The sequence below is a fragment of the Pseudomonas sp. SDO52101_S400 genome, assembly GCF_054071635.1.
Window position 1 is genome coordinate 87,563 of the sequence record NZ_JBSVWF010000019.1, and the last position, 11,296, is coordinate 98,858.

At 59.9% G+C, this 11,296-nt stretch carries 15 protein-coding genes and 1 pseudogene; 10 read left to right on the top strand and 6 right to left on the bottom strand.

Annotation, left to right across the window (positions count from 1 at the left end):
- Window positions 1–5 precede the first annotated feature (5 nt).
- On the bottom strand, window positions 6–1,733 hold the full coding sequence (gene ggt, locus ACW9HX_RS12335; protein WP_192558390.1) for a gamma-glutamyltransferase: 1,728 nt from the start codon (window positions 1,731–1,733) through the stop codon (window positions 6–8).
- Between the two features lie 135 nt (window positions 1,734–1,868).
- Here ggt and ACW9HX_RS12340 point away from each other — a divergent pair, with 135 nt between their 5' ends.
- Complete coding sequence (locus ACW9HX_RS12340; RefSeq protein WP_457380828.1) at window positions 1,869–2,384, top strand: methylated-DNA--[protein]-cysteine S-methyltransferase; 516 nt, start codon at window positions 1,869–1,871, stop codon at window positions 2,382–2,384.
- On the opposite strand, the gene ACW9HX_RS12345 is transcribed toward ACW9HX_RS12340, so the two are convergent.
- The 4 genes and pseudogenes from ACW9HX_RS12345 to ACW9HX_RS12360 form a co-directional block, all read right to left on the bottom strand.
- Window positions 2,381–2,971 carry an NUDIX domain-containing protein gene (locus tag ACW9HX_RS12345; protein WP_457380829.1) on the bottom strand — a complete coding sequence of 197 codons (591 nt, stop codon included), beginning with the start codon at window positions 2,969–2,971 and terminating at the stop codon, window positions 2,381–2,383. The genes ACW9HX_RS12340 and ACW9HX_RS12345 overlap by 4 nt on opposite strands.
- Before the next feature lie 119 nt (window positions 2,972–3,090).
- A pseudogene (locus ACW9HX_RS12350) lies at window positions 3,091–4,119 on the bottom strand (chitinase); the annotation flags it as partial.
- Between the two features lie 39 nt (window positions 4,120–4,158).
- The gene (locus tag ACW9HX_RS12355) at window positions 4,159–4,794 is read right to left on the bottom strand and encodes a lytic polysaccharide monooxygenase auxiliary activity family 9 protein (protein ID WP_457380830.1); all 636 of its coding nucleotides are present in this window, start codon (window positions 4,792–4,794) and stop codon (window positions 4,159–4,161) included.
- A gap of 223 nt (window positions 4,795–5,017) precedes the next feature.
- Window positions 5,018–5,455, bottom strand: coding sequence for a hemerythrin domain-containing protein (locus tag ACW9HX_RS12360; protein ID WP_457380831.1), 438 nt, complete (start codon window positions 5,453–5,455; stop codon window positions 5,018–5,020).
- 138 nt (window positions 5,456–5,593) lie between these two features.
- On the opposite strand from ACW9HX_RS12360, the gene ACW9HX_RS12365 reads away from it, so the two are divergent.
- Window positions 5,594–6,019, top strand: coding sequence for a GNAT family N-acetyltransferase (locus ACW9HX_RS12365; protein ID WP_457380842.1), 426 nt, complete (start codon window positions 5,594–5,596; stop codon window positions 6,017–6,019).
- Window positions 6,020–6,085: 66 nt separating this feature from the next.
- On the opposite strand, the gene ACW9HX_RS12370 is transcribed toward ACW9HX_RS12365, so the two are convergent.
- Entirely contained in the window at window positions 6,086–6,436 is a 351-nt protein-coding gene (locus tag ACW9HX_RS12370; protein ID WP_457380832.1) for a hypothetical protein, read from the bottom strand.
- Window positions 6,437–6,571: 135 nt separating this feature from the next.
- Between ACW9HX_RS12370 and ACW9HX_RS12375 the strand changes: the two genes are divergently transcribed.
- The 8 genes from ACW9HX_RS12375 (at window position 6,572) to ACW9HX_RS12410 (ending at window position 11,227) form a co-directional block, all read left to right on the top strand.
- Complete coding sequence (locus ACW9HX_RS12375; RefSeq protein ID WP_457380833.1) at window positions 6,572–6,901, top strand: DUF6388 family protein; 330 nt, start codon at window positions 6,572–6,574, stop codon at window positions 6,899–6,901.
- 24 nt (window positions 6,902–6,925) lie between these two features.
- On the top strand, window positions 6,926–7,627 hold the full coding sequence (locus tag ACW9HX_RS12380) for a YoaK family protein (RefSeq protein WP_457380834.1): 702 nt from the start codon (window positions 6,926–6,928) through the stop codon (window positions 7,625–7,627).
- Window positions 7,628–7,760: 133 nt separating this feature from the next.
- Window positions 7,761–8,153: a sulfurtransferase complex subunit TusD gene (tusD, locus tag ACW9HX_RS12385; protein ID WP_457380843.1), complete on the top strand. Its 393-nt coding sequence runs from the start codon at window positions 7,761–7,763 to the stop codon at window positions 8,151–8,153.
- A gap of 1 nt (window position 8,154) precedes the next feature.
- Window positions 8,155–8,511: a sulfurtransferase complex subunit TusC gene (gene tusC, locus ACW9HX_RS12390; RefSeq protein ID WP_457380835.1), complete on the top strand. Its 357-nt coding sequence runs from the start codon at window positions 8,155–8,157 to the stop codon at window positions 8,509–8,511.
- Window positions 8,511–8,804 (top strand): sulfurtransferase complex subunit TusB, encoded by a 294-nt coding sequence (tusB, locus tag ACW9HX_RS12395; RefSeq protein ID WP_457380836.1) that lies wholly within the window; start codon window positions 8,511–8,513, stop codon window positions 8,802–8,804. The genes tusC and tusB overlap by 1 nt, the downstream gene beginning before the upstream one ends.
- Window positions 8,801–9,136, top strand: coding sequence for a TusE/DsrC/DsvC family sulfur relay protein (locus ACW9HX_RS12400; RefSeq protein WP_457380837.1), 336 nt, complete (start codon window positions 8,801–8,803; stop codon window positions 9,134–9,136). Before tusB ends, ACW9HX_RS12400 begins: the two co-directional genes overlap by 4 nt.
- On the top strand, window positions 9,133–10,134 hold the full coding sequence (locus tag ACW9HX_RS12405; protein ID WP_457380838.1) for a glycosyl transferase family protein: 1,002 nt from the start codon (window positions 9,133–9,135) through the stop codon (window positions 10,132–10,134). The genes ACW9HX_RS12400 and ACW9HX_RS12405 overlap by 4 nt, the downstream gene beginning before the upstream one ends.
- 91 nt (window positions 10,135–10,225) lie before the next feature.
- Entirely contained in the window at window positions 10,226–11,227 is a 1,002-nt protein-coding gene (locus ACW9HX_RS12410) for a glutathione S-transferase family protein (RefSeq protein WP_457380839.1), read from the top strand.
- Window positions 11,228–11,296 lie beyond the last annotated feature (69 nt).

Sequence of the window (11,296 nt, forward strand, 5' to 3'; positions counted from 1 at the left end):
CCTTCTCAGTAACCCAATGACAACCCGGTGTTGCGCCGTGGATCATTGGCGCCGTAGAAGCGGTTCTTGCCCACCGGTTTACCGCCCAGCGACGGCGCGCCGACCAGAATCGCGGCAATGTGGTTGGCATCCTGCGGGCCCGCAAACTTATGACCCCAGCTCTCGAGAATCTTCTTGGTGTCGGGGCTGGCGGCGAAGTCTTCGAGGTTGGTCTGCTCCGGCATCCACTGCTGGTGGAAACGCGGCGCATCGACCGCTTCCTGCAGGCCCATGCCGTAATCGATGACATTGAGCATGGTCAGCAGGGTCGCCGTGATGATGCGGCTGCCGCCCGGCGTGCCCACCACCATCACCACCTTGCCGTCCTTGGTGACAATGGTCGGGCTCATCGACGACAACGGTGCCTTGCCGGGCGCGATGGCGTTGGCTTCGCCTTGCACCAGACCGTACATGTTCGGCACGCCGACTTTCGAGGTGAAGTCGTCCATTTCATCGTTGAGGATCACACCGGTCTTGCTCGCCATCACGCCCGCGCCGAACCAGTCGTTGAGGGTGTAGGTGACAGACACCGCGTTGCCCCACTTGTCGACGATCGAATAGTGCGTGGTGTTGCTGCCTTCGTGCGGCGCAACGCCGGGTTTGAGTTCCGCAGACACGCCGGCCTTCTGCGGCTGAATCGCGTTACGCAGCTTGGTCGCGTAGTTCTTGTCCAGCAGATGCTCGATCGGGTTTTTCACGAAATCCGGGTCGCCCAGATAGCTGTTGCGATCCACGTAGGCGTGGCGCATCGCTTCGATCTGATAGTGCATGCCCTGGGCCGAATGGAAGCCCAGGTCCTTCATCGGATAGCCTTCGAGGATGTTCATGATCTGGCAGATCACCACCCCGCCGGAACTTGGCGGCGGTGCCGACACAACGTGGTAGCCACGATAGTCGCACTCCACCGGAGCCAGTTCGCGGGTCTTGTATTTGTCGAGGTCGGCCTGGGTGATGATGCCCTTGTTGGCCTGGCTGGACGTGACGATGGCGTCGGCCACCCAGCCTTTATAGAAACCGTCCGCGCCTTTTTCGGAAATGGTGCGCAGGGTCTTGCCCAAGTCCTTCTGCACCAGTTTCTGCCCGACCTGCATCGGCTCGCCGTTGCTCAGGAAGATCGCTCCGGAATCCTTGATGTCCTTCTTGAACACGTCGGTGGCGTAATCCAGCAGATCGACGTCACCCTGCTCCAGCTCAAAACCTTCTTCTGCCAGTTTGATCGCCGGGGCGATCATGTCCTTGCGCGGCTTGGTGCCGTACTTGCTCAACGCCAGCTCCATACCGGACACGGTGCCCGGAACGCCAACCGCGAGGTGGCCACGGGTACTCAGATCAGGAATGACGTTGCCCTGCTTGTCGAGGTACATGTCGGCCGTCGCGGCCAATGGGGCTTTTTCCCGGAAGTCGAGGAAGGTCTTGCGTCCGTCCGCCAGTTGAATCGTCATGAAACCACCACCACCGAGGTTGCCCGCCGCCGGGTAAACCACCGCCAGTGCGTAGCCTACGGCGACCGCCGCATCCACCGCGTTGCCGCCGCTTTTCAGTACATCGACACCCACGTGGGTCGCCAGGTGCTGAGCGGTGACCACCATGCCGTTTTCGGCGGCAACCGGTGCCACCGAGGCGGCATGGGCCATGAGGCAGCTGAGCGCCAATGAGGTCGCAATCAGCGATTTGGCAAAAGGTTCGTACTTCATGAGTCGGTCTCTTCTTTTTATAAGGTAGGAAAGCGCTTCAAGAGCATCAGCCAGTATGGTCGCGATTGCGGTTTGCGCCTCCCCGATCCGGCAGTATGCTGGGCGCTGCTACCGCCCCGACCCGGAGTTTTCCCCATGGCCTACACGTTCATCACCCTGCCCTCACCCGTGGGCGAGTTGAAGCTGGTCGCGAACGGTTCACGACTGGCCGCCATCCTCTGGGAAAACGACAAACCGAACCGGGTGCGCCTCGGGCCGATGACCGAAGCACCGGACAATCCGGTGTTGATGAAAACCGCGCGACAACTGGAAGAATATTTTGCCGGAACGCGAAGTGCGTTCGATCTGGAGTTGGATTTTGCCGGCACCGAGTTCCAGAAAAAGGTCTGGGCCGCGTTGCTGACCATTCCGTTCGGCGAGACTCGCACCTACAGCCAGATTGCCCGGCAGATCGGTCACCCCAGCGCGGTGCGCGCCGTCGGCGCGGCGAACGGCAGAAACCCGATTTCGATCATCGCACCCTGTCACCGGGTGATCGGCGCATCGGGAAAACTGACCGGGTTTGCCGGAGGCCTTGAGGCCAAGGAGCGGTTGCTGACACTGGAAGGTGGCCAGTGGTCGGACATCGGCAAAACCGGTGATCTGTTTTAAGCGCCGAAGAAATTATTCATCGCCGCGTACTGCAACAGCATGATGGTCTTGGCATCGCAGATTTCGCCTCGCTGGAACGCTGCCATTGCATCGTCGAAACGCCACTCCAGCACCTCTAGCTCTTCGGTTTCCTCCTCCAGGCCACCGCCCTCACCGACCTTCGACTGCGCATCGTACTCGGCAACAAAAAAGTGCAGCTTCTCGGTCACTGAACCCGGGCTCATGTAAGCCTCGAAGACCTTCTTCACATCGTGCACGCGGTAACCGGTTTCCTCTTCGGCCTCATCGCGAATACGCTGCTCCGGCGCCGCGCCTTCCAGCAACCCGGCAGCCACTTCGATCAGCAGACCGTCATGACCGTTGACGAACACCGGGAGGCGGAACTGGCGAGTCAGCACTACCGTGCGTTTTTTACGGTTGAACAACAGAATCGCCGCACCATTGCCACGGTCGTAGACTTCGCGGGTCTGGCGTTGCCATTCCCCGTTGTTGCGCAGGTAGTCAAAGGTAATTTTCTTCAGCAGGTACCAGTCGTGGGACAACACCTGAGTGTCGACGATGTTGACCCGCTCGGCGGTGTTGGGCATGACGCTTGAACCTCATTGGAAATCGGAAAGCCCCATGTTAGGCGAAAAAAAGCCCGGCAGCGCTACCGGGCTTTTTCATTCGTTTACTGCTGGCGGACCATGTCGGCCATTGTGACATCGGGCTCCTGCGGGGCAGCCGCCACGCCGTTGATCAACGGCCCATAACGCCGACTGAACTCCCAGTTGTACGGCACACGATCCTTGCTGGTGCCGTTGTCCCAGTTCACCGACCAAGTCATCAGGCCTTTGATCGGGAGCCCTTTGACCGCCAGGCGTTTCATCGCGTTGCCGACCACGTTTTTGTCGATCACGTAACCGGTAGCCGCAGCGTCGACATTGGCTGGCAGGCCGATGACGAACTTGTCCGCAGGGATTTTGGTGAACCCGCGAGTACCGGTCACCAGACTTTCCGTCAGGTAATAGAGGAAGTCCTCTTTCATCGCGTCGTTGTTCTGCGCGATCCACGCACCGTTGCCGTTGTTGGCCTCCGGCACCCAGACGCCATCGCCGCCCTGGTTGTAAAACTGCGGAGCGATGAAGTCGTAGTAGCCTTCCAGCGCCTGCAAGTAAGCGACGTATTTGCCGGCGGTGGTCAGGTACGGAAACTCCGGCGCCATGCTGATGATGAAGTGCTTGCCCTGGCCTGCGTAGTGATCCTTGACCAGTTTCAGGGCGGCCGGCAGGACGGTCTTGTTGGCAGCGAAATCAATCGCGCTCTGTTCAAGATCGATGTCCAGCCCGTCGAAGCCGTAGGTTTCCACCAGACGGATGATTTCGTTGGCCAACGGTTGCTCCTGACCGGCACGCAACTCGATGTGCGCATCGGCGCCGCCGAGGGAAATCAGCACGGCCCGGCCCTGACTGTTGAGTACGCCGACCTGACGGCGGAACTCGGCATCGGAGACGTTATAGGGCTTGAAGGTCGGAATCCCGCTGCCCTTCATGAACGCGACCGCAACCACGTTGTAGTCCTTGGGCACGTTTTCCAGGGCGATATTGGCGAACTGACCGCGCTGGTAGCCATCACTCGGACCGGCCGGCCAGTTGTGCCAGAAGCCCATGAGGATTTTCTTGCCGGCGATGCTCGGCATCAGCGAAGCCGCGTCGCTCGCCTGGTTTTGCAATAAGGTGAAGTCGATATTTGACATGTTCTAATCCTTCAGAACGTGTAGGTGGATGTTGCGGACTTATTTGAAGTCCACATCGAAGGCCTGATAGAAGGCGTTGCCGGTGTTGGCGACGATCCACATCAGGACAACAACGTGATGACCTTGCTTGTTGGCCGGAAGCTTCACCGCGTGATTGACCTTGGCTTTCAGCTCCGCTGCATGACTGTAGTACGGCACTTGCGGATAGAAGTCCTCGGCGAACGGTTTTGCTTCCAGTTGTGCACGGGTGATGCGTTGTTTCGGGTCCCAGCCATCCTTGGTGATCAGCCAGCGGTAGCCGCGGGTGGTGTGCGGCGCGGTGTATTCCCATTTGACTTCAAGGGTCTGGCCAGGGGTGACATTGAGCAGTGGCCAGGTGAACGGACGACCGAGTTTCTTGCTCATTTCCTCGTCGGTGAAGTTCACGCAATCACGGGCATCGTCCTTGCCACCGCTGAGAATGTGACCATCGGCCGGAGGCACGACACTCGGGTTATCCGACTCGAAAGGCGCCGGGAACGGGCCGGCCACCAGTGCCGGGAAGTTCTTGCCACCCTCCATCTCGTTGACCTGCCAGCCACCGAGCAGTCCTTGTTCGATGGCCACCGCACCGCGGCTTACAGGGGAAATGACGCGACCGTGTCGCAGTTGGGTTTGAGCTTGTGGTTGGTTCATGTTTTTCACTCCGTTGATTTAAGAACTCTCCTGTCCGAGGAGAGGCCTTCAAGCTAACGGAGGGGGATTTTTTGTCCATCGGCGGTTTTGTCGCAGCCTGCCGTGGTGACATCCGTAAAACACCGAAAATACTGGATATAAATACAGTACATTGCGACGACGCTCACCCAACGCATGGCAAAAAGCCTACACAGCGTTATTACAAAAACCTGCATTCAACTGTTCAAGGGAGCTGCGCCTTGAACTCCTTTTCATACTGCCCGGCGAGTTGCTCTTTCTGCTTGTCGTCGAGCAACTTGCCGGCCATCTGGAAGAACTTCTGCTCCTCTTCCTTCAAGTGGTGATGAACCTTGTCCGAGAGCTTTTTAGCTGTGGCCAGCCAGGCAGGGCTGGACATTTCTGTCTCGTCGAGTTCCTCCATCATTTCGTCCATTTCATGGTGCTCGGCGATGGCATGGCGACTCAGGTCGACGCCATTGTCGAATTCCATCAGCGGGATATAGAAGTGGCGCTCTTCGGCTGTCTCGTGGGCCTGCAACTCGGCTTTCAGTTGCTTGTAGGCTTCGACGCGTTCCGGGGTGTCGCCGCTGGTCTCGATCAAGGTCTTGGCATAGCCGCGCTGACGGTCGTGGCTCTCGCGAAGGGCTTCGAAAATATTCATGGACTCTCCTCGACAAAAGCATTCGGAATGAACGCCTTCAAAGGGCTAGACCCCAGCGCGGGAGCGACGGTTCCAAGCAATTGCTTCAATCGACTACGGCGCGATAGGCTGCCGATTCATTACTACAAGGAAGACAACATGACGTTGCGGATCGAGCTGTCACAGGAACCCACCGAAGAACAGCGCGCAGCCATCCTGGCGCCCCTGCGTGCCCATAACATCGCCAAAGCCGGACCTTCGCTGTACGAACCGGTCGCTCTCCTGGTGCGCGGCGAGAACGACGAGATTCTCGGTGGCCTGTATGGGCACACGTTCTATCGGTGGCTGTTCATCGAGTTGCTGGCGGTGCCGGAAGAAGGCCGGGGACAGGGCATCGGCTCGAAGCTGATGAACATGGTCGAGGAGTTCGCCCGAGGAAAAGACTGCGTTGGAATCTGGCTCGACACCTTTGATTTTCAGGCTCCCGGGTTCTACAAAAAACTCGGTTATACCGAATGCGGCGAAATCAAGGATTATCCGCTGGGGCACAAGCGGCACTTTTTCCAGAAGCGCTTGATCGATTGAGTTCAGCGCCCCCCTCGCCAGTAGACTGGCGAGGGTCACAGACGCTTCAGCGCATCCAACCGCTCGTTACAGACAGGTCGCCAACGCCGCCAACCGGCGCTTGGCGACAAAGTCGTCCTTCTGCGCGTAGTAACTCAGCACCGTGCCGGACGCCTCAGTGGTCAAGTCGACAAACGACTCCGCCGAACGGGTGTAGACCGTCGAGCCGCCCTTCTTGCCCGGTTGCAGATACGCCGCCGCATCCACGCCGAACACCGCTTCGTCCTGCCAGGCGAATTGCACGCACTGAGCCACGACTTTCTCGGGTTTGTCCGAGTTCAGGATCTTGTAAGGGGTTTGAGTGCGGGCATCTTCCATCACCGAACCCGCGCAACCGGCCAGCAGGGTTGCCGCCAGTGCCACCATCAGCATTCGCATTGCATTCGCTCATTCGGAAAAAAGCGGACTGTATCACCGCAACGCGCAAAATCGTTCTGCTTTACTGCATTTAGAGCAAGACACTCGCCGGCAGCTGCGGCACATTAAAGGTCATCTGCCCCACAAGGAAACCCCATGGCGCCTACCGACCAGCGGCATGAACATGCCCTGAAACTGTTTCTCGATGCACGCCCGGAACTGCGCGAAGCCCTTGACCACCTCAACCCGCTGCTGGCCCAGGCCAAGGGCGAAACCCAGGCGCAGTACCGCGAAGAGCGCTTGCACGAAGCCTTCGAAGCCGAGGCTGAAAGCCAGGGATTGTTTGCCTGGGAACTGACGCTGCAACTGACCGCCGCAACGCCCGAGGACTATCAGGCTCAACGCCTGGAAGTGCATCGGGAAGTGGCGGAGATGGCCGGGATGGACTGGCTGGAGTATTGCGATCTTTATGGAATAGAACCGTAACCACTGCTCAAGGATGCCGCGCCGATGCTGCCTTCTACCTCGACTCACCGCGCCACTCCCGAGCATTTGCACATGCAGAAATGGCGGGGTCGTGTGGGCCTGGCGCTGGTCGCCAGCCTGTCGGTGCTGGCCGGCATGACCGATGCAATCGGCTTCATGGCCAGTGGCGATTTCGTCTCCTTCATGAGCGGCAACACCACGCGCCTGGCCGTGGCGATCAGCGTTGGCGATAGCGGATTGACGCTGCGGCTTATCCTGCTCGTTGCGACGTTTATTGCCGGTAATGCCCTGGGGGTCGTGGTCAGCCGACTGGGTGGTCGACGGGCTCTGCCATTGCTGCTGTCCATCGCTACCCTGCTCTGCGCGGCGGCCTGGCCTTATGACGCGCAACTGCCGGCGCTGCTGGCGGCAATCATTGCAATGGGCATGCTTAACGCAGCCGTGGAAGAGGTGAACGGTTTGCCGGTCGGCCTGACGTACGTCACCGGCGCGCTGTCACGATTCGGCCGTGGTTTGGGACGGTGGATGCTCGGCGAGCGGCGAAACGGCTGGAAGGTGCAACTGATTCCATGGAGCGGAATGTTCATCGGCGCCATTCTGGGCGCGGTTCTGGAGCATCATCTGGGGCTCAAGGCATTGTTTGTCAGTGGTGTGTTTGCCGGTGTGTTGGGATTGCTGTCTCTGAAAATCCCGAGGCGCTGGCAATTGGGCTACATGCCACGCTGAATGCCCTTTAGTGAGCTTTCGCTGTTTGCGCGCGCTCAAACAGTCCGCGACCTGGCAAGCGCAGGAAACATCCACTTCGCCGCCCCGGCGAGAAAGCTTTATCATGGCCGCAGTTTTGCTGATCGAGTCCGTCATGAAGTTCGCCATTGCGCTGTTTTCCGCCGCCCATGCGCCCTCCTCGCGCCGCGCCTTGCTGTTCGCACAGGCTGCACTGGCGGGCGGGCATGAAATTGTCCGGCTGTTTTTCTATCAGGACGGTGTCTATAACGCGTCCGACGCCGTGGTCACGCCACAGGACGAACTGGATCTGCCCAAGCAGTGGCGCAGCTTCATCGCCGAGCAAAATCTGGACGGCGTCGTGTGCATCGCGGCCGCCCTGCGCCGTGGCGTGTTGAATGCCGAGGAAGCCGGGCGTTATCAGCGTGATGCCGTGGCGGTCAGTGCGCCGTGGGAACTGTCCGGCCTCGGCCAGTTGCATGACGCGGTGCAGGACGCCGACCGTCTGATCTGTTTCGGAGGCGCATGACATGGCCAAATCCCTTCTGATTATCAGCCGTCAATCGCCGTGGTCCGGCCCCGGCGCCCGCGAAGCGCTGGACATCGTGCTGGCCGGTGGCGCCTTCGATCTGCCGATCGGTCTGCTGTTTCTCGACGACGGCGTGTTGCAACTGGCCGCCGGGCAGAACGCCAGAGCCCTGCAACAGAAAGACCTGAGCGCCAATCTGCAGGCGCTGCCGATGTTCGGTGTGGAAGAGCTGTTCTACTGCGCCGACAGCGCCAGTGCTCGCGGCCTCGGCGACCGTTCGCTGGACGAGGCGTTGCCCTTGGCTGCCGAGCAAATCACCGCCCTCATTGACCGTTACGACCAGGTGATCACCCTCTGATGTCGACCTTGCATGTGTTGTCCCATTCCCCGTTCGGTGACGAACGCCTGACCAGTTGCCTGCGCCTGCTCGGCACTGCCGACGCGCTGCTGCTGTGTGGCGACGCCGCTTATGCGTTGCAACCCGGTACTGCGCCGTTCAAAGCTCTGGAAACCCGCCGGGTGAAACTCTTCGTGCTGGCCGAAGACGCGCAAGCCCGCGCCGTGCAGGCTCCGGACTGGGCCGAAGCCATCGACTACCCGGCCTTCGTCGAACTGTCGATCCACCACGACAAGGTCAACACCTGGCTATGAATGCGCTGACCGTCGGCGCCCGCGCCATCGAACTGGACAAGGACGGCTTCCTGGTCGACCTCAACGACTGGTCGGCAGAAGTCGCCAGCGCCCTCGCCGCCGCCGAAGACATCGAGCTGAACGCCGAACACTGGGAAATCCTCGAACTGCTGCGCAGCTTCTATGCCGAATTCCAGCTGTCCCCGGCCACCCGGCCGCTGATCAAGTACACCGCGCTCAAGCTCGGTGCTGATAAAGGCAACAGCCTGCACCTGAACCGACTGTTCAAAGGCACCCCTGCCAAACTCGCCGCAAAACTGGCGGGCCTGCCCAAACCGACGAATTGCCTATGACCGACTATCCAGCGCTGACCCTCGAAACACCCGCCGAGCATCCGTTCGCCCAGTTTGTGCGCATCCTCGGCAAAGGCAAGCGCGGCGCCCGCGACCTGACCCGCGAGGAAGCCCGGGAAGCCATGGGCATGGTGCTCGACGAAGCGGTTGAAGAAACCCAGCTCGGCGCCTTCCTGATGTTGCTGCGGCACAAGGAAGAAAGCGCCGAGGAAATGGCCGGCTTCACCGAGGCCCTGCGCGAACGCTTGCAGGCACCCGCGCTGAAGGTCGATCTGGACTGGCCGACCTATGCCGGCAAGAAACGTCACCTGCCGTGGTATCTGTTGGCGGCCAAGTGCCTGGCGCAGAATGGCGTGCGTATCTTCATGCATGGCGGTGGCGCTCACACTGCCGGGCGTTTGTACTCCGAACAATTGCTCGGTGAATTGAATATTCCACTGTGCCGCAACTGGCAACAGGTCGGCGCGGCGCTGGATAACGGTGGCCTGGCATTCATGCCGCTGGTGGACTGGGCACCGCAACTGCAACGGATGATCGACCTGCGTAACACCCTCGGTCTGCGCTCGCCGATCCATTCACTGGCGCGGATCCTCAATCCGCTGGGCGCGCGTTGCGGCTTGCAGAGTATTTTTCACCCCGGCTATCAAGCAGTGCATCGCGATGCCAGCGGTCTGCTCGGTGATACGGCGATCGTGATCAAGGGCGATGGCGGCGAAATCGAGATCAACCCCGATGCCGACAGTCACCTGTACGGCACCACCGGCGGCGAGAGCTGGGACGAGGAATGGCCGCAGCTGTCGGCGCAGCGCCACGTCAAACCGGCGTCGCTGGATGTCGAGCACCTGAAGGCTGTCTGGCGCGGCGATGTGGTCGACAGCTATCCGCAAATGGCCCTGATTTCGACTATGGCCCTGGCCCTGCGAGGCCTTGGCCAAAGCCGCGAACAAGCCTTCGAAACTGCCGGGCAATACTGGGTCGCACGGAACAAATCGATTTAACCGATCATTCACGCCCGATCTTTGCGCTTTTTGTTCGAACTCATCGGAATAGACTCCACTCCAACGATTATTGGTTTCTGGAGTCTTGATCATGGGTTTACTCGTCGATGGCCGCTGGCAGGACAAGTGGTACGAAAGCAGCAAGGACGGCGCGTTCCAGCGCGAACAGGCGCAGCGCCGCCATTGGGTCACTCGCAACGGTGAGCCTGGCCCGAGCGGTGAAGGTGGTTTCGCCGCCGAAGCCGGGCGTTATCACCTCTATGTCTCACTCGCCTGTCCGTGGGCCCATCGCACGCTGATCCTGCGCAAGCTCAAAGGCCTGGAAAGCCTGATCGATGTTTCGGTCGTCAGTTGGTTGATGCTGGAAAACGGCTGGACCTTCGACCAGGACCTCGGCTCGACCGGCGACAAACTCGACCACTTCGATTTCATGCACCAGCGCTACACCGCTGACACCGCCGACTACACCGGCCGCGTCACCGTGCCGGTGCTGTGGGACAAGAAGCTCAAGCGCATCGTCAGCAATGAATCGGCGGAGATCATCCGCATGTTCAACAGCGCCTTCGATGACTTGACCGGCAACGATCTGGACTTCTATCCGGCGCCATTGCGCGGCGAGATCGATGCGCTGAACGAGCGAATCTACCCCGCTGTGAACAACGGCGTGTACCGCGCCGGATTCGCCACCTCGCAGAAGGCCTATGAAGAGGCGTTCGATGATGTGTTTGCAGAACTGGATCATCTGGAACAGGTACTCGGCGCCAACCGTTATCTGACGGGTGAATACCTGACCGAGGCGGACGTGCGGTTGTTCACCACGCTGATTCGTTTCGACGCGGTGTACCACGGGCACTTCAAATGCAATCTGCGGCGGATCAGCGATTATCCGAACCTGTCGAACTGGCTGCGGGAGATGTACCAGTGGCCGGGCGTTGCCGAGACCGTGGATTTCCAGCACATCAAGAACCACTACTACGGCAGCCACAAGACCATCAACCCGACCGGGGTTGTGCCGAAGGGGCCAGACCAGGATTTCAATATTGCCCACGACCGGGACCGGTTGGGCGGGAAAGGGGTTTGGCGCAGAGGCTGAGTTGTTCAGCGTTGTTGAAAGCCTCTTCGCGAGCAGGCTCGCTCCCACAGGGGATTTGTGCACGACACA